We start from the raw sequence: 16849 nt of genomic DNA, 5'->3' as shown, positions 1-16849 counted from the left end.
CTCTGGTCTACGCTGCTCGCTTGCCTTGAGGCTTTTTTTTATTGCTCAGCCCAAGTCGGTGTAGAAATCGCCCGACCGTGGCGCGGTGGACTTCAATACCGCGCTCCGCGAGCGCAACGCACAGTTCGTCCAAAGTCGTTTCGCCACGGGCGGACATCTGCTCGCGGACCCAATCACCATGAGCCAAAAGCTTCACACTTCCAGGCGGGTGGCCCTGCCTGGCGGCGGCCAGACAGCCGGATGACCGATGCAGGATCATCATGTTGTTGACGAACCGAGGCGAAACACGGAAATGCCGAGCGGCTTCCCGGTGACTATTGCCCTCATTCACAAACGCAACGACACGCTCACGCAACTCAATCGGATGCGGCTTGCCCATGGTGCATCTCCTTCCATGAGACAAGTGAATCACAGATCAAGCCAAACGGGAATCCCGAATCCGGTTAACAGCGACATGCTTTAGAAGCGTTCAAACGCCTCGTGAGCGAAACAGATAGAATCCAGATTAAACTGGAGTTTTGACAATGACTTACGATGAAATCTTGAAAGAAGAAGATCTTCAATTCCCTTGGCGCTTAAAACCCTTGCTCAAATGCAGAGATAACCAAGACTACGGAAGTCAATCATGGAGTTACTATGCTTACTCTTATGATAGAGCATTTGAAATAATGGCTCGCCATACACTTGAATATCCCATTAATAATCAAAGCCTTACTATCCCACTTTTCTATTTAGCGAGACATAGTATGGAGTTAGCGCTCGAAGAAGCATTGCGCGAAATTGCTCATATTGGAGTTGATGACGCGCGAACAGACGGGCATGATCTCCTAAAGCTATATGATGACCTTCAAAAAATACTCAAAGATAACGGCGTCAACGACGATGGGCGGTGGAGCAATCATTGTCGGCGAATTCTCACTCACATACACAGCGCCGATCCCAAAGGAGAACACTTCCGTTATCCCGCGGCGCTAAACGGCAACGTCTTTCCAGAAGTGACAGTGAACATCGAAGGGCTTATTCGCGCGCATTATCACGTGACATTACTTGCCGACTGCGTAGTAACTATGCTTCAGGAAAATCGCAATTACGAACTACCCTATTAAATAATTAAGTACCCGGATTTTCTTCCAGCAAACCGGTCACGAAATCGAACAGACCCGGGCGGCGGTCACGGCGAAGACGTTCAGCTTCAATGATCGACTTGATGGCCGCAAAGGAGCGATCAAGATCTTCATTGATGACGATATAATCGTACTTCACCCATTTCTGGATTTCAAAACGCGCATTCTGCAAACGGGTCTCGATGACATCCGCCGTATCTTCCGCGCGACGGTTCAGGCGCTGCTGCAATTCGCGCATGGTGGGCGGAAGAATAAAGATCGACACCACATCGGCTGGCATCTTTGCTTGCAACTGGTCTGCACCCTGCCAGTCAATGTCAAACAGCATATCCTGACCGTCAGCCAGCGCGATCTCAGCCGTTTCGCGCAGCGTGCCATAGAAATTGCCATGGACCTCGGCCCATTCGATCAGCTCATCATTGTCACGAAGGCGTTCAAACTCGCGGATCGTCTTGAAATGGTAGTGAACCCCTTCGATCTCGCTCGGGCGGCGCTGGCGCGTCGTCACACTGATCGACAGCGAGAGGTTCATCTTCTTGTCTTCCAGCAACAGCCGGGCAATGGTGGACTTACCGGCTCCGGATGGCGACGAGATCACCACCATCAAGCCTCTACGTGCGACGCCATTTTCAACCGAAGAGATGGCCATGATACCTGTTACTCCAGATTTTGTACTTGTTCGCGAAACTGGTCCACGACTGCCTTCAGTTCCAGACCGATGGCTGTGATCGACGCTGCATTCGATTTGGAACACAGTGTATTAGCTTCACGATTAAATTCCTGTGAAAGAAAATCGAGCTTGCGCCCGACGGGGCCACCATCCGCCAGAAGCTTGCGGGCGGATGCCACATGGGTCTCCAACCGGTCAAGCTCTTCCTGAATATCGGCCTTGGTCGCCAGAAACGCCGCTTCCTGATAGAGCCGCGTCTCATCAAGCTCGCGTGCGGAATCCATCAGCAGCGCCACCTGTCCAGCGAGACGGGCCTTGATCGCGTCTGTGCTCCGCGACGGGTCGCGGCGGGCATTCACGGTCAGGCGCTCGATACTGTCAACATGCGCGGACAGAATAGTGAAAAGAGCCTTGCCCTCCTGCTTGCGGGCATCGGCGATTGCTTTCAGCGTTTCCTCAAAACCTGAGACGACGGCAGCTTCCAGTCCGCCGCGCTCGTCTTCGTCATCAGCCATCTGTGCCTGATCGATGATACCGCGCAACGAAAGAATGCCGTCTACGCTGGCGGGGGCCAGTCCGTGCGTTGCCTGCAAATCCGCACCGAGCTTCAGGATCTCGGCGAGCATGGCCTGATTGATGCTGAAACCAGCCTGTGCCTCGCTGCGCTCCACACTGAGGCTTGCCTGAAAATTGCCACGCGAAAAATGACGCGCCAGCATGGAGCGTACAGGATGTTCGGCGGCTTCAAGGCCTTGCGGCAGACGCAGCCGAAGGTCGAGCCCCTTACCATTGACGGAACGCACTTCCCAGATGATGCGCGCTTCTCCGCCTTCCATGGCATGTTGCACGGCATGGCGTGCAAAACCGGTCATGCTTTGGAGCGCCATGCGTTCCATCCCCTCAACTCACGCCCGCGACAGTGCGGACTTACTCTAAAAACCAATCCGAAGCCGGTGGCGAACACCGGCTTCGGTTACACATTCTCAAACTCACCAAAGCCGTAGCGAAAAGCTACTGCCCCGCGCTTTGGTTTGTATTGCTGCCGCTATTGTTCTGTTGCTCGATATTCTTTTGCTGCTCCACGGAGCGCCATTTACGGACGTTGGCGTTGTGTTCCTGCAGCGTCTTCGAGAACACATGGCCACCCGTGCCATCGGCAACGAAATAGAGGTCTTCCGTATCCAGCGGATTGGCGACAGCTTCCAGCGCAGCCTTGCCCGGATTGGCAATCGGCGTCGGCGGAAGACCGTTGATCACATAGGTATTGTAAGGTGTCGGCTTTTCGATGTCCGACTTGAAGATCGGCCGATCAGAAGGTTTGCCAGCTCCGCCGAACAGGCCATAAATAATGGTCGGATCGGACTGGATGCGCATGCCCTTCTTCAAGCGATTGACGAAGACCGACGCCACATGCGGGCGTTCCGACGCGATACCGGTTTCCTTTTCAACGATGGAAGCCAGCGTCACAAATTCGTTCTTGTCCTTGATCGGCAGGTCGGAACCACGCTTTGCCCAGGCGTCGTCCACGAGCTTCTTCTGGGAGGCGACCATACGATCGATGATTTCCGAACGCGTCGTGCCACGCGTGAAATTCAGCGTATCGGTGAAGAGCGAACCTTCCGGCGGCATGTCCTTCGGCATGTCACCAACCAGTGTCGGATCAGCCGAGATACGATCGAAAATCTGCTTGACCGTCAGACCTTCTGGAATGGTCAGCGGATACATGATGGATTTGCCGCTGATGAGGATATTCATCACATCGCGCATCGAAGCGCCCGCCGGGATGGCGTATTCGCCCGCCTTCAGATCATTTTCATGACCGAGCGTCCGCATCCCATAGCGGAAAATACGCGCGTCACTGACGATTTCACGATTTTCCAGGCTGTTGGAAACTTCGGCGATACCAGCGCCGCGCTTGACGAGAAACGTCGTTTCGGCAGTAAGCGGACCTTGTCCGTCAAACTGCATCTTGCCGAAATAGAACAAGGCCGACGCGCCGAGCAGAACAAGCACGACCAGCGACAGCATGAAATTCATGAAAACCACGATCTGGCTGCGGGCATGGCGCGAACGCTTGCTCGGCGGCGGCGTTCCCGGCTCGGGACGCAGAGCTTCAGACGCGGATTTCGGCACGAACGGCTTTGAAGTCGCGTTCGTTTCCTGCGTCACGCCCTTGGGCAGTTCGTCTGCAGGGGGTGTTCCGGATGGCGCCTCTGAATTCACTCAATCACCTCGGTCCAGAGTATTTCGTTAGTTTGAACCAAACCACGAGAAAGGCTCTGTCTATCTATTTTGGCGAACCTCCCGACACATTGTGCCGAATGCCCGCCCAGAACGGCTTTTTGCACTTATTTTCGTCAGAGTGGCTGAAACTCTTCGGAGTCGTAACCACACTAACCGCTGTTCGCGATTTTAAACATCGCATCCGGTTTTATTTTGGCAAAAACGCGGAGAAATCCCCGCGTTTTTTTTAAATTCGATATTCTATTTTCAGCGATACCGATCAGGAGTATCGGCGCAGGACCAGCGAAGCGTTGGTTCCGCCAAATCCGAAGGAGTTCGACAGAGCCACATCGATCTTGCGTTCACGCGCCTTGTGCGGAACCAGATCGATCTTCGTCGAGACAGCCGGATTATCGAGATTGAGCGTCGCCGGCGCAATATTGTCGCGGATGGCAAGCGTCGAGAAAATCGCTTCGGCTGCACCGGCAGCACCAAGCAGATGGCCGATAGCCGACTTGGTCGAGGACATCGAAATCTTCGATGCAGCATCGCCAACCACGCGCTCTACAGCGCCGAGTTCGATGGTGTCAGCCATGGTCGACGTGCCATGGGCGTTGATGTAGTCGATCTGGTCCGGCGTGATTTCAGCGCGCTTCAGGGCAGCGACCATGCAACGTTCGGCACCCTCGCCGCTCTCGGTCGGAGCAGTAATGTGGTAAGCATCGCCCGAAAGACCGTAGCCGATAACTTCCGCATAGATTTTCGCGCCACGCGCCAGTGCGTGTTCCAGCTCTTCGAGAACCACAACGCCCGCACCTTCGCCCATCACGAAACCGTCACGGTCTTCGTCATAAGGACGGGAAGCTGCGGTCGGATCGTCGTTACGCTTGGTGGACAGCGCCTTGCAAGCGGCAAAGCCTGCCAGCGAAATGCGACTGACCGGCGATTCCGTTCCACCGGCAACCATGACATCCGCATCGCCGAAAGCGATCAGACGGGCAGCGTCGCCGATAGCATGTGTGCCGGTTGCGCAAGCCGTTACAACCGAATGGTTTGGACCGCGCAGCCCGTGCTTGATGGAAACATGGCCGGAAGCCAGATTGATCAGGCGACCAGGAATAAAGAACGGAGAAATGCGGCGTGGGCCCTTGTCGCGCAGCGTGTAGCCGGCCTCGACAATACCTTCGATACCGCCGATGCCGGAACCGATAAGAACACCGGTACGGACCTGATCTTCGTCGCTTTCAGGATGCCAGTCGGCATCGTCCAGCGCCTGATCGGCAGCGCCGACAGCATAAACGATGAAAGGATCAACCTTGCGCTGTTCCTTGGGCTCCATATGGAGGTCGGCGTTGAAGGTGCCATTGGTGCCATCGCCAACCGGAATGCGGCAGGCTATCTGGCAGGCCAGATCGTCAACTTCAAATTCCGTGATGCGGCGAGCACCGCTTTCACCGGCAATAAGACGCTTCCAGGTCTCTTCGACACCGCTGGCAAGCGGCGACACCAGACCAAGACCGGTGATGACGACACGCCTCATATCCACCCCTTAAAACTTTGTTATGTCACGAACACCGCCCCGCAGGCTTTAACCGGCAGAACATATGTCCGGGCCTGACTGGAAGGGATGGTGCTCCAATTGTTGAAACCGGAGCCTGCCATGACGAACACGATCTTCGATCAGCGTTCCGGCAGATTCACAAACAGGCCGCTGAACGGCCTTTGTGCATGTGCGTCCCGATCGTGAAGACGAAAGAAACGACTTAAAATAAGCAGGGCCGGGATTCGCGAGAACCCCAGCCCAATGCCCAAGTTCAGATTAGGCGGAAGCCTTGTCGATGAACTTCACAGCGTCGCCGACCGTAAGGATCGTTTCGGCAGCGTCGTCAGGAATTTCAACGCCGAATTCTTCTTCGAAAGCCATGACCAGCTCGACCGTGTCGAGGCTGTCTGCGCCGAGGTCATCGATGAAGCTTGCGCCTTCCGTGACCTTGTCGGCATCTACGCCCAGATGTTCAACAACGATTTTCTTGACGCGCTCTGCGGTATCGCTCATGTCGGAACCTCGACCTGTGTGTTTGTTGCTCTGCCTTGGTTAGCGGCATGCAGGATTGTAATCAAGTTATAAGATGTCTGCCAAGTTTCGAGCGAAGCCGCCCGGACAGTCATCCTGTGGATATTCCTTTCGGAACAGGATCGCGGCACTTCTACTCAGAATGCCGCAATTCTCGATGGGCGCATTACCATGCTTCTTGAGCAAGGCAAAGCGCCTTTTCCTTCTTCAGCCCCCGTATTAAGGCATTTTATACCATAATAGGGAGAAGAAGGAGGGTTAGATCATGGCCATGCCGCCATTGATGTGCAGGGTCTGGCCCGTCACATAGGCAGCCTGGTCGCTTGCCAGATAGACAACCGCCGCTGCAATATCACCACCAACGCCCATGCGCTTCATGGGGATATTGCTCATAATCGCTTCCTTCTGCTTTTCGTTCAGCTTGTCGGTCATGGCCGATTCGATGAAGCCCGGAGCGATGCAGTTAACCGTTACATTGCGGCTGGCGATTTCCTGCGCCAATGACTTGGAGAAACCAATGAGGCCCGCCTTCGACGCGCAATAGTTTGCCTGACCCGGATTGCCGGTCACGCCAACAATCGACGTGATGTTAATGATACGACCCTTGCGGCGACGCATCATCGGATGGGTCAGCTCACGCGTCAGATTGAATACCGACGTCAGGTTGACGTTGAGAACCGCATCCCAGTCTTCGTCGCTCATGCGCACGAACAGACCGTCGCGGGTAATGCCGGCATTGTTGACGAGAATGTCGACGCCGCCCATTTCCTCTTCTGCCTTCTGACCGAGAGCCTTCACAGCTTCACGATCAGAAAGATTAGCCGGGAAGATGAAGGTGCGATCACCAAGTTCAGCGGCAAGCTCTTTCAGCTTTTCTTCGCGTGTGCCGTGCAGGCCGACGATTGCGCCCTGCGCATGAAGAGCGCGGGCAATCGCTTCGCCAAGACCGCCGGTTGCGCCGGTTACCAGAGCCTTGCGGCCAGTCAGATCAAACATGCGAAATCCCTTTTAGCTTCTCAACTTCCATCGCATAATCTTATCCGAAAAGTCTGCAACTTTTCGGGATCAAGCGCCGAGAACAGCAAGCGCTGCTTCGATCTCTTCAGCCGAACCAACGGCGGCGCCAGTCACATCCTTCGAGATGCGGCGCGCCAGACCAGTCAGAACCTTGCCTGAACCTACTTCATAAAGCGTGGTGACGCCATTGGCCGCAAACCATTCGACCGTTTCGCGCCAGCGCACCTGACCTGTAACCTGCTCAACCAGCAGATCCGCAATCTCGTTGGCGTCGGTAACCGGCGCTGCGCGCACATTAGCGATGAGCGGCACAATCGGATTGTGCTTTTCAACCGAAGCAAGCGCTTCACGCATTGCCTCACCAGCAGGGCCCATCAAGGTCGAATGGAAGGGAGCGGATACGGGCAGCATGATGGCCCGCTTGGCACCCTTTTCGGATGCAAGCCTGGCAGCCAGTTCGACCGCAGCCTTTGAACCGGAAATAACGAGCTGTCCACCACCATTATCATTGGCGATCTGAACCGAGCCGGATGCCTTGGCTTCAGTGCAGACAGCTTCTACGTCGCCATGCTCAAGGCCGATGATCGCAGCCATCGCGCCTTCGCCAGCGGGAACAGCCTTCTGCATCGCATTGCCGCGAATGCGCAGGAGACGCGCCGTATCGGCAAGCGAGAATGTTCTGGCTGCGCAAAGTGCTGAATATTCACCAAGCGAATGTCCGGCAACGTAGGAAACCCTGTCTTTCAACGAAAAACCGCGCGCTTCCATAACACGCAACACAGCCATCGAGACGGCCATCAGCGCAGGCTGGGCATTGGCGGTCAGCGTCAGCACGTCTTCCGGCCCTTCGAACATGGTAGCGGAAAGCTTTTCGCCCAGTGCCGCGTCGACTTCATCGAAAACGGCGCGCGCTTCAGCGAACTGTTCGGCCAGAGCCTTGCCCATACCCACAGCCTGGCTGCCTTGTCCGGGGAAAGTAAATGCTACCGCCATTGATGCCTCGTTCTGGTTTTAAGCATATGATAACGTCGAAACCGATATCCGTTTTCGCCAACATGCCCTGCAATTAAATGCACAATTTGGCGGGATGTGCCTCAGTGAGGGCAGCAAAGTCAAGTATTTCCCGGTTTTTGTGCGGTTTGCGCCTTGCAAAGCCGGGGAAAAACACGTAATAGCCGCCCGTTCATTGCTCGGCACCAGCTGGGGGCTGAACGGAGGGCCGGTTGTTTGTGCAGTTAAATTCACGAACATCCGTAGAAGTCACAAGCGCTTCTGCCTCCCGTGTCTCCGCTCTCGATCGTCTCAGTGAGCGTCCTTTCTTCACCGGTTTTCCGGCAAAAGAGAAGTCGCAGAGGCTTAGCCGTTGGTGTCGGCATGTTGTAACAGAAGAAAGGCAAAGCCAATGGCTCTTTATGAACATGTGCTTCTTGCCCGCCAGGACATTTCCCAGCAGCAGGTCGACGCTCTCGTCGAACAGTACAAGGGTGTCCTCGAAGCTAATGGCGGCAAGGTCGGTAAGGTCGAAAGCTGGGGTCTGCGTCCCCTCACCTACCGTATCAAGAAGAATCGCAAGGCGTATTACACGCTCGTAAACATTGACGCTCCGGCTGCAGCCGTTGCCGAAATGGAACGCCAGATGCGCATCAACGAAGACGTTCTTCGTTTCCTCACCGTTCGCGTTGAAGAACACGAAGAAGGCCAGTCGGCCATGCTCACCCGCCGTGACGACCGTCGCGAACGCGATGGTGATGATCGTCCGCGTCGTCGTGAAGGCGGTTTCGACCGTGGTGATCGCGGTGACCGTGGTGATCGCGGCCCACGTCGCCCACGCGACAACGAAGCTGGTGAAGGAGCATAATCATGGTTGATATCAATCAGATCCCGACCCGTCGTCCTTTCCATCGCCGTCGCAAGACGTGCCCATTCTCCGGCGCAAACGCACCGAAGATCGACTACAAGGACATCAAGCTTCTGCAGCGTTACATTTCCGAACGCGGCAAAATCGTTCCTTCCCGTATTACCGCTGTCAGCCAGAAGAAGCAGCGTGAACTCGCCAAGGCGATCAAGCGCGCTCGTTTCCTCGGCCTGCTGCCTTACGTTGTGAAGTAAGAACAAGATTCTGGGAGGCGTTCTCGCAGAGATTGCCTCCCAACCCCTTCCTTCATTGCGATGGGCGCAATGAAGCGTAATAAAAACCCAAGTTGGGGCAGCGGCCTCTAACTGCGCGAACCGGCAAGACCGGAGCAGGACAGCGAAACTGATGAAATTCAATGGAACCATTATCGGTATCGGCATATTGGCGGGGCTTGCCTCGGCCTTGATGTCGTCCGGCGTCATCGCCCAGGGTGGTGCGATGGCTGCTATGGCCATGGTTCTCTACTTCCTGACACCACTTCCCATCTTCGTTGTTGCCCTTGGCTGGGGTTCGAGCGCCGGTATCGTTGCCGCCGCCACAGCTACGGTTGCCGTCGGCGTTGTCGCCGTCCCGCTTGCAGCACTTCTGATGGCATTGACCAGCTTCATTCCCGCAGCAACCGGCGCCTATCTGTCCGGACTCGCGCGGCCAGCCGAAGAACTCGGCGGACCGCAGGATGTTCTGGTCTGGTATCCGCTTTCAGACATTGTGTTTCGGCTTGCCATGATGGTGGCGCTCAGCTTCATCGTCATCGGTGCGATCCTGGGCTTTGGCCCGGACATGGCGCGCGAACTCGCAAATACGCTTATCGACCGGGTTGCCGAAGCCGATCCGCAGTTCACGGCCAGCGATGACATTCGCAGCAATGTAACGTCGCTTCTGATGGTCGCCTTGCCTGCAATCCAGCCGGCAACCTGCCTCGCAATTCTCGTTGGCAATCTTTATCTGGCACAGCGCCTGATCTCCATGTCGGGTCGCCTGCGCCGTCCGCGTGATGACTGGCCCGCAACACTGCGTATGCCGCGCCCGGCCTTGCTCGTCTTCGCGGTCGCTCTTGCGGTTGCATTTGTTCCCGGCGGCGCCGGATTGATCGCAACCGTCGTTGCAGGCGCGCTTAGCGCTGGTTTCATGATGTCAGGTCTTGCCATCATGCATTTCCGCACACGCGGCAAGGTGTGGCGCCCGGTAGCGCTGTGGCTCGCTTACTTTGCGATCATACTCTTCGCATTCCTGCTTTTCATCTTCATGGTTCTCGGACTTTTCGACACTTCGCGCGGCGCGCCGGTCTCGAAAATGCCGGGCGCTGACAGTCAGTAACCGAATCAGAAACTCGAAAGGAAACTCCAATGGAAGTCATTCTTCTGGAACGCATTGGCCGCCTCGGCCAGATGGGCGAAACCGTCAAGGTCAAGGACGGCTATGCTCGTAACTTCCTGCTCCCGCAGGGCAAGGCTCTTCGTGCCAACGAAGCCAACAAGAAGAAGTTCGAAGGCCAGCGCGCTCAGCTCGAAGCCCAGAACCTGGAGCGCAAGAACGAAGCTCAGGCCGTCGCTGAAAAGCTCAATGGCGAAAGCTTCATCGTTGTGCGTTCGGCTGGTGAAACCGGCCAGCTCTACGGCTCCGTTTCGACCCGTGACATCGCCGACATCATCTCAGCCAATGGCTTCACCCTGCACCGCAACCAGGTTGAACTGAACCATCCGATCAAGGCGATCGGCCTGCACGAAGTCTCGATTTCGCTGCATCCGGAAGTTCAGGTTCAGGTTACGGTCAACATCGCACGTTCGACCGAAGAAGCCGAACGTCAGGCAAAGGGTGAAGACCTGACCTCGATCGAAGCCATCTACGGCATCGAAGAGCAGCCTCTGTCGGAAGAAGTTTTCGACGAAGAGGACGAAGCTGAAGATCAGGCTTAATTTAGCCACCTATTATCTATGGGAATGCAAAGCCAGACAGTCCGCATTCCCATCGTGGTAAACTTTATATGATCGTGCTCGGCGGCCTCCGCCGGGCATTTTCTCTTTTCAGATCGGCAAAACTCCTTATTCTACATATTAGTATTGGATTGGAGAGGTGCTGACGGAAACGTCCGCGTTGCTTGGGCATTACTCCCGAGGCCGATTGACCGAGGGGATATTGCCTGAAAATCTGATGACAGAGCGGCTCTGATACTTTTGCACCGCCGCCTGCCATGCAAACGCATGGACGTACGCCTGCTTCGATCCCCAAGAGGAGATGGGGCCGATGTATGGAATGATGCGTACTGTTATTTCGCATATGATTAAAACCGGCGACCTAACGGTCACCGATTCTAGTGGTGCGCTTACCCGGTACGGCGACAGGACTGGCGAACCAGTTCATATACACTTCAAGACAAAGCACGCCGAGCGGGCCGTAGCCCTCGATCCGGAGTTGAAACTCGCCGAGTGTTTCATGGATGGCGAGATCGATTTTCTAAACGGCAACATCTACACGCTGCTTCAGGTTGTGTTCGAGAATACCGGACCGACTGCGGCGACCGAACCGTGGATGAAAGCTCTGGCGAAGCTGCGTATTTTTTTCCGCCGCTTCCAGCAGATGAACACGATTTCGCGGTCTTCAAACAATATCAAAAGTCATTATGATCTTTCCGGTGAACTCTACGACCTGTTTCTCGATCCGGACAAGCAGTATTCCTGCGCCTATTTCGATCCACCAAACGCTACACTCGCCGAGGCGCAGCTTGCCAAAAAGCGCCATATCGCGGCGAAATTATTGGTGAAGGAGGGCGACAAGGTGCTCGACATTGGCTGCGGCTGGGGTGGTATGGGGCTCTATTTGGCTCGTTATCTCAAGGCCAATGTCACCGGCGTAACCTTATCCGAAGAGCAGCATGCCATTGCTAATCAGCGAGCGCAGGATGAAGGACTGGCTGACCGTGCGAAGTTCGAATTGACCGACTATCGCAACATCGACGACAAGTTTGACCGGCTGGTATCGGTTGGCATGTTCGAGCATGTTGGTGTCGGGCATTTCGCCGAGTATTTCCAGCACGTCGCTCGCCTGATGAAGCAGGATGGCGTTTTCCTTCTGCATGCCATCGGACGTGCCGATGGGCCGGGAGCGACCAATCCGTTCATCCGCAAATATATCTTTCCGGGCGGGTATATTCCGGCACTTTCTGAGGTTCTACCGCATATCGAAAAGGCCGGGCTCTATGTCACCGACATAGAAATCCTGCGGCTTCATTATGCGGAAACGCTCAAGGCTTGGCGGGAAGCGTTCATGGCCAATCGCGACAAGGCCAAGGCGCTTTATGACGAGCGTTTCTGCCGCATGTGGGAGTTTTATCTGGCTGCGTCTGAAAGCGCTTTCCGCTGGCAGAACATGATGGTGTTCCACATTCAGATCGCCCACAAACAGGAATCCGTTCCGCTAACCCGCAACTATATTGAGGCCGAGGAAAAGCGTCTCAAGCGCCTCGACAGCGCGCCCAAAGGCGCCAACAGCGAGGGGCGGGCCGTCAAGAAAAGCATGAACGCCTGAGGTGAAGCCGATCTGCTATAAATAAGGCGGGCCGTTCCGTTGGAGCAGCCCGCTTTCTCTGATCTTATTCCGGCTTTGGCACGCCTGCTTCCCATTTGTCCCAGTGGGTGACGATGTCGCTCACGACCGGAGCGCCGACGAGGTAGATGTTTTCGACCGTTTCCGCAAACCCCCCTGCCGTTTCGCCCGGCGCTGGATCCAGATGCTGCAGCGTGGTTTCTTTCGGATTTCCCTGATCGAAGTTTACCGAACCACGCAGGCTGAGGATGCGGTCTGTACCGTGCTGCCGCTTGATAACGAGCGCAAGCGCTGCGGCTTCCATCTCGGTGGCGAGATAGTCGTCGGCACCATAGAGCTTGGCTATATACTGAGCCTCTTTCGACAATCCGGGACCATGGAAAAATGTATCTCCGGTCATATGCGTGCCCGTCTTCAATGCCGGTTTCGCCTGCGCAGCCTTGTCGGGATAACGCATGCGATACGCCTGGGCCTCCGGCGAATCGCGAAGCTCCGCATTGGAGCCCAAACGCATTGCCGCTGCGACCAAATCAGGATCAAGCTTGAAAACACGATACTCTTCATATCCCTTTCGTGGGATGAAGACCGGTTCGCCCGGCTTGCCTTCTTCCGGTGCCCAGCGATGGCCCAAATCGTAATCGACGAGCCACGTCGCCCAGCTGACATCACCTATCGTTCCGCGTGAAGGTGGCGTGCCTGCCACACCGGACAGGATGTAATAAGTTTTAGAGAAGTCGAAGGCTGGGTCGAGCATGATTGCCTGCATGCTGGCCGAGGAGTTCACCTTACCCATGCCGAGAACTGAGCCGCATACACCGTCAACGTTGCAATAAACGGGTTTCAGCGCCCCTTTGACTTCGATGGGCCTCGCATCCTTCCAGTAATGCTCGTACCACCGTTGAAACTCACCGGCCCGGTCGCCACTGTTCTGACCGATCTCGAACATGGCGGCGATAAACACTTTGACCTTGATCGGTTCCGAGGCTGCCAACGAAGCCGTTGACGAAGAAAAGAGAGCCAATGCTGTCAGAAGCCAGGCTGCAATGGTGCGGTGTCGCATGAATATTCCTCGTGAATGTAAGCCGGGCTTTGCTTTGAATGCCCGCACAGATCAGGGAGCTTTGGGTTGGGAGAAGATTAATATTGCCGATTGCTCCCCGCAATCTCCGTCAATAGGAAGTGCATAAAGGCAACGCCTGAACTGTGGATCAGTGTGAATCATGGTATAGGTTTTCTCTTCCAGCAGGAATCATCCGAAGCTGCGTTGCGTTTGGCATCGCTTGAGGGCTAGCTGGGTGCATCAGGGACAGGATTAAGAATCATGGCGGAAGCGGCGGTACGCAAACTCGACGATGCGCGGGATCAGAAAGACGCGCTTTATCGGGAAGCACCCCATAATATTGAAGCGGAACAGGCGCTGCTGGGCGCGATCCTGATCAATAACGATGCCTTTTACCGGGTATCGGACTTCCTCAAGCCAACCCATTTCTTCGAGCCGCTGCATCGTCGCATCTATGAGATCACGACTGACCTCATTCGCGTCGGCAAGATGGCCAATCCCGTAACGATGAAGACCTTCCTGCCTACCGAAGGCAAGGTGGGTGATCTCACGATCTTCCAATATGTGACTCGCCTCGCAACCGAAGCCGTCACCATTATCAATGCCGAAGATTACGGCCGCGCGATTTACGATCTGGCGACGCGTCGCGCGCTGATTGGCATTGGCGAGGACATGGTGAACGTTGCCTATGATGCGCCTGTCGACATGGCACCGCAGGAGCAGATTGAAGACGCCGAACGCCGCTTGTTCGAGCTTGCCGAAACAGGGCGTTATGATGGCGGTTTCCTGCCCTTCAAGGATGCAGTGACCACAGCAGTTGACATGGCCAACGCCGCCTTTATGCGTGATGGCCATCTTTCGGGTGTTTCCACCGGAATCCATACGCTCGATGGCAAGATGGGCGGTCTACAGCCTTCCGACTTGATCATCCTTGCAGGCCGTCCGGGTATGGGCAAGACCTCGCTTGCCACCAACATCGCATTCAACATCGCCAACGCCTACGAAGGCGAACAGCAGGCCGATGGTAGCGTAAAAGCCATAAATGGTGGCGTCGTCGGCTTCTTCTCGCTCGAAATGTCGGCGGAACAGCTTGCAACCCGTATCATTTCCGAGCAGACGGAAGTCTCCTCTTCAAAAATCCGTCGTGGTGACATCACCGAAACCGATTTCGAGAAGCTTGTCGCCTGCTCGCAGGTGATGCAGAAAATCCCGCTCTATATCGACCAGACCGGTGGTATCTCGATTGCGCAGCTTGCAGCACGTGCACGCCGCCTGAAGCGCCAGCGCGGTCTCGACGTTCTGGTGATCGACTACGTGCAGCTGATGACCGGTTCGTCGAAAGCTTCGGCACAGAACCGCGTGCAGGAAATCACCGAAATCACTACCGGCCTCAAGGCGCTCGGCAAGGAACTGAACGTTCCCATTATCGCGCTCTCACAGCTCTCCCGTCAGGTGGAAAGCCGCGATGACAAGCGACCACAGCTCTCCGATCTTCGTGAATCGGGCTCTATCGAGCAGGACGCCGACGTGGTGCTTTTCGTGTTCCGCGAGGAATATTACGTCAAGAACCTCGAACCGCGTGACGAATTCGATCCGAAATATGAAGAATGGAAGCAGCACTTTGAAAAAGTGCGCGGCACTGCTGACGTCATCATCGCCAAGCAGCGTCACGGGCCTACCGGCACCGTCAAGCTCGCCTTCCAGTCTGAATTCACGCGATTTGCAGATCTGGCCGAAGGTTCCTATCTCCCGGAACAGTATGAATAAGAAGATCACGATCAAGACGGAGCGCGTCTGATGGCCAAGGCGCGCGTTCAATTCATCTGCCAGAATTGCGGCGCGGTTCATTCGCGCTGGGCGGGCAAGTGCGATTCCTGCGGCGAGTGGAACACGCTTGTCGAGGAAGGCACCAATAGCGGCATCGGGTCTGGGCCCGGCGCCATGTTGTCCAAGCGCAAAGGTCGCGCCGTCGCCCTCACCTCCCTGTCTGGCGATATTGAAGATGCGCCGCGGATCATTTCCGGTATCAGCGAGCTTGACCGGGTTACCGGCGGCGGATTCGTGCGCGGTTCAGCCCTTCTGATCGGCGGTGATCCCGGCATCGGCAAATCCACGCTTTTGACGCAGGCTGCAGCCGCCCTTTCCAATCGTGGCCATCGCATTGTCTATGTTTCGGGCGAAGAAGCCGTCGCGCAGATACGTCTACGCGCGCAGCGTCTCGGCGTGGCATCGTCAGCGGTTGAGCTCGCCGCAGAGACCAATGTCGAAGACATCATTGCCACCATTTCTGATACCAAGCGACCCGATCTCGTCATCATAGATTCGATCCAGACGCTCTGGACCGATATGGCGGATTCTGCTCCCGGCACGGTCACGCAGGTGCGCTCGTCGGCACAAGCCATGATCCGCTATGCCAAGCAGACTGGTTCCGCAGTCGTACTGGTGGGACATGTTACCAAAGACGGCCAGATTGCAGGCCCTCGTGTGGTCGAACATATGGTCGATGGTGTCCTCTATTTCGAAGGTGAAGGCGGACATCACTATCGCATCCTGCGCACGGTGAAGAACCGTTTTGGCCCGACCGACGAGATCGGTGTCTTCGAGATGTCCGATGGTGGGCTGCGTGAGGTTTCCAACCCGTCCGAGCTTTTCCTCGGCGAGCGTAACGCCAAGGCTCCAGGTGCAGCTGTCTTTGCCGGCATGGAAGGCACGCGCCCGGTGCTGGTGGAGATACAGGCGCTTGTCGCCCCCTCCTCGCTCGGCACCCCGCGTCGTGCGGTCGTCGGCTGGGATGGCGGACGACTTGCCATGATCCTCGCCGTGCTCGAATCGCATTGCGGCGTTCGTTTCGGCCAGCATGATGTCTACCTGAATGTCGCGGGCGGTTATCGTATCAGCGAGCCTGCCGCCGATATAGCTGTGGCTGCTGCACTGGTTTCATCCATGGCCGGTATTGCCCTTCCGCCAGATTGTGTTTATTTCGGCGAAATCAGCCTTTCCGGTGCTGTTCGTGCGGTAACGCATGCAGTACAGAGGCTCAAGGAAGCCGAGAAGCTCGGTTTCCGGCAGGCAGAAGTGCCCGGCGGCAGCGGCGAACTTTGGAAAGATCGCAACTTCCGGCTTATGGAAACTTCGGCTCTGCCCGACCTTGTTGCGCGCATCGCGGCTTCAGGCTCCGGAAAGAAGCAATAAATCTGGAGTTTTATGACTGGAAGAATCTGTC

The 16849-nt window shown here is 55.9% G+C and carries 17 protein-coding genes; 8 read left to right on the top strand and 9 right to left on the bottom strand.

Going from position 1 to position 16849, the window contains the following annotated elements:
* Positions 1–7: 7 nt before the first annotated feature.
* Entirely contained in the window at positions 8–379 is a 372-nt protein-coding gene (locus OANT_RS27030) for a winged helix-turn-helix domain-containing protein (RefSeq protein ID WP_011982874.1), read from the bottom strand.
* Positions 380–524: 145 nt separating this feature from the next.
* On the opposite strand from OANT_RS27030, the gene OANT_RS02995 reads away from it, so the two are divergent.
* Positions 525–1106, top strand: a complete 582-nt coding sequence (locus OANT_RS02995; protein WP_041544953.1) for a hypothetical protein — start codon at positions 525–527, stop codon at positions 1104–1106.
* A gap of 4 nt (positions 1107–1110) precedes the next feature.
* Here OANT_RS02995 and gmk read toward each other — a convergent pair whose 3' ends face one another.
* The 7 genes from gmk to fabD all read right to left on the bottom strand — a co-directional run bounded on the left by gmk (position 1111) and on the right by fabD (position 8101).
* Entirely contained in the window at positions 1111–1773 is a 663-nt protein-coding gene (gene gmk, locus OANT_RS02990; protein WP_012090842.1) for a guanylate kinase, read from the bottom strand.
* 8 nt (positions 1774–1781) lie between these two features.
* The gene (locus tag OANT_RS02985) at positions 1782–2681 is read right to left on the bottom strand and encodes a YicC/YloC family endoribonuclease (RefSeq protein WP_012090841.1); all 900 of its coding nucleotides are present in this window, start codon (positions 2679–2681) and stop codon (positions 1782–1784) included.
* Between the two features lie 124 nt (positions 2682–2805).
* Positions 2806–4017 (bottom strand): endolytic transglycosylase MltG, encoded by a 1212-nt coding sequence (gene mltG, locus OANT_RS02980; RefSeq protein ID WP_012090840.1) that lies wholly within the window; start codon positions 4015–4017, stop codon positions 2806–2808.
* A gap of 280 nt (positions 4018–4297) precedes the next feature.
* Positions 4298–5557 (bottom strand): beta-ketoacyl-ACP synthase II, encoded by a 1260-nt coding sequence (fabF, locus tag OANT_RS02975; protein WP_010658390.1) that lies wholly within the window; start codon positions 5555–5557, stop codon positions 4298–4300.
* Positions 5558–5836: 279 nt separating this feature from the next.
* Positions 5837–6073 (bottom strand): acyl carrier protein, encoded by a 237-nt coding sequence (locus OANT_RS02970; RefSeq protein ID WP_002963616.1) that lies wholly within the window; start codon positions 6071–6073, stop codon positions 5837–5839.
* Between the two features lie 276 nt (positions 6074–6349).
* Positions 6350–7087, bottom strand: a complete 738-nt coding sequence (gene fabG, locus OANT_RS02965) for a 3-oxoacyl-[acyl-carrier-protein] reductase (protein WP_012090839.1) — start codon at positions 7085–7087, stop codon at positions 6350–6352.
* 69 nt (positions 7088–7156) lie between these two features.
* Complete coding sequence (gene fabD, locus OANT_RS02960) at positions 7157–8101, bottom strand: ACP S-malonyltransferase (RefSeq protein WP_012090838.1); 945 nt, start codon at positions 8099–8101, stop codon at positions 7157–7159.
* Between the two features lie 409 nt (positions 8102–8510).
* On the opposite strand from fabD, the gene rpsF reads away from it, so the two are divergent.
* The 5 genes from rpsF (at position 8511) to OANT_RS02935 (ending at position 12548) form a co-directional block, all read left to right on the top strand.
* A complete protein-coding gene (gene rpsF, locus OANT_RS02955) occupies positions 8511–8966 on the top strand; it encodes a 30S ribosomal protein S6 (protein ID WP_010658387.1) in 456 nt (151 codons plus the stop codon).
* Between the two features lie 2 nt (positions 8967–8968).
* Positions 8969–9217: a 30S ribosomal protein S18 gene (rpsR, locus tag OANT_RS02950; protein WP_006466219.1), complete on the top strand. Its 249-nt coding sequence runs from the start codon at positions 8969–8971 to the stop codon at positions 9215–9217.
* 151 nt (positions 9218–9368) lie between these two features.
* The gene (locus tag OANT_RS02945) at positions 9369–10340 is read left to right on the top strand and encodes a DUF2232 domain-containing protein (RefSeq protein WP_012090837.1); all 972 of its coding nucleotides are present in this window, start codon (positions 9369–9371) and stop codon (positions 10338–10340) included.
* 29 nt (positions 10341–10369) lie between these two features.
* Positions 10370–10939, top strand: a complete 570-nt coding sequence (gene rplI / locus OANT_RS02940) for a 50S ribosomal protein L9 (protein ID WP_012090836.1) — start codon at positions 10370–10372, stop codon at positions 10937–10939.
* Between the two features lie 328 nt (positions 10940–11267).
* Positions 11268–12548 (top strand): cyclopropane fatty acid synthase, encoded by a 1281-nt coding sequence (locus tag OANT_RS02935; RefSeq protein ID WP_012090835.1) that lies wholly within the window; start codon positions 11268–11270, stop codon positions 12546–12548.
* 64 nt (positions 12549–12612) lie between these two features.
* On the opposite strand, the gene OANT_RS02930 is transcribed toward OANT_RS02935, so the two are convergent.
* On the bottom strand, positions 12613–13626 hold the full coding sequence (locus tag OANT_RS02930; RefSeq protein ID WP_012090834.1) for a purine-nucleoside phosphorylase: 1014 nt from the start codon (positions 13624–13626) through the stop codon (positions 12613–12615).
* Between the two features lie 261 nt (positions 13627–13887).
* Between OANT_RS02930 and OANT_RS02925 the strand changes: the two genes are divergently transcribed.
* Positions 13888–15393: a replicative DNA helicase gene (locus OANT_RS02925; protein ID WP_012090833.1), complete on the top strand. Its 1506-nt coding sequence runs from the start codon at positions 13888–13890 to the stop codon at positions 15391–15393.
* Between the two features lie 30 nt (positions 15394–15423).
* Positions 15424–16818: a DNA repair protein RadA gene (radA, locus tag OANT_RS02920; RefSeq protein WP_012090832.1), complete on the top strand. Its 1395-nt coding sequence runs from the start codon at positions 15424–15426 to the stop codon at positions 16816–16818.
* Positions 16819–16849 lie beyond the last annotated feature (31 nt).

The organism is Brucella anthropi ATCC 49188 (assembly GCF_000017405.1).
Taxonomy (GTDB): Bacteria; Pseudomonadota; Alphaproteobacteria; order Rhizobiales; family Rhizobiaceae; genus Brucella; species Brucella anthropi.
This window is presented reverse-complemented; position numbering and strand designations above follow the sequence as displayed.

What these genes read in the sequence shown, in the direction of transcription:
- OANT_RS02985 (WP_012090841.1), bottom strand. Translation starts at nt 2,681, where the DNA reads ATGGCGCTCCAAAGCATGACCGGTTTTGCACGCCATGCCGTGCAACAT.
- rplI (WP_012090836.1), top strand. Translation starts at nt 10,370, where the DNA reads ATGGAAGTCATTCTTCTGGAACGCATTGGCCGCCTCGGCCAGATGGGC.
- OANT_RS02995 (WP_041544953.1), top strand. Translation starts at nt 525, where the DNA reads ATGACTTACGATGAAATCTTGAAAGAAGAAGATCTTCAATTCCCTTGG.
- OANT_RS02970 (WP_002963616.1), bottom strand. Translation starts at nt 6,073, where the DNA reads ATGAGCGATACCGCAGAGCGCGTCAAGAAAATCGTTGTTGAACATCTG.
- OANT_RS02935 (WP_012090835.1), top strand. Translation starts at nt 11,268, where the DNA reads ATGTATGGAATGATGCGTACTGTTATTTCGCATATGATTAAAACCGGC.
- radA (WP_012090832.1), top strand. Translation starts at nt 15,424, where the DNA reads ATGGCCAAGGCGCGCGTTCAATTCATCTGCCAGAATTGCGGCGCGGTT.
- OANT_RS02925 (WP_012090833.1), top strand. Translation starts at nt 13,888, where the DNA reads ATGGCGGAAGCGGCGGTACGCAAACTCGACGATGCGCGGGATCAGAAA.
- fabG (WP_012090839.1), bottom strand. Translation starts at nt 7,087, where the DNA reads ATGTTTGATCTGACTGGCCGCAAGGCTCTGGTAACCGGCGCAACCGGC.
- gmk (WP_012090842.1), bottom strand. Translation starts at nt 1,773, where the DNA reads ATGGCCATCTCTTCGGTTGAAAATGGCGTCGCACGTAGAGGCTTGATG.
- rpsR (WP_006466219.1), top strand. Translation starts at nt 8,969, where the DNA reads ATGGTTGATATCAATCAGATCCCGACCCGTCGTCCTTTCCATCGCCGT.
- rpsF (WP_010658387.1), top strand. Translation starts at nt 8,511, where the DNA reads ATGGCTCTTTATGAACATGTGCTTCTTGCCCGCCAGGACATTTCCCAG.
- fabF (WP_010658390.1), bottom strand. Translation starts at nt 5,557, where the DNA reads ATGAGGCGTGTCGTCATCACCGGTCTTGGTCTGGTGTCGCCGCTTGCC.
- OANT_RS02945 (WP_012090837.1), top strand. Translation starts at nt 9,369, where the DNA reads ATGAAATTCAATGGAACCATTATCGGTATCGGCATATTGGCGGGGCTT.
- fabD (WP_012090838.1), bottom strand. Translation starts at nt 8,101, where the DNA reads ATGGCGGTAGCATTTACTTTCCCCGGACAAGGCAGCCAGGCTGTGGGT.
- OANT_RS27030 (WP_011982874.1), bottom strand. Translation starts at nt 379, where the DNA reads ATGGGCAAGCCGCATCCGATTGAGTTGCGTGAGCGTGTCGTTGCGTTT.
- OANT_RS02930 (WP_012090834.1), bottom strand. Translation starts at nt 13,626, where the DNA reads ATGCGACACCGCACCATTGCAGCCTGGCTTCTGACAGCATTGGCTCTC.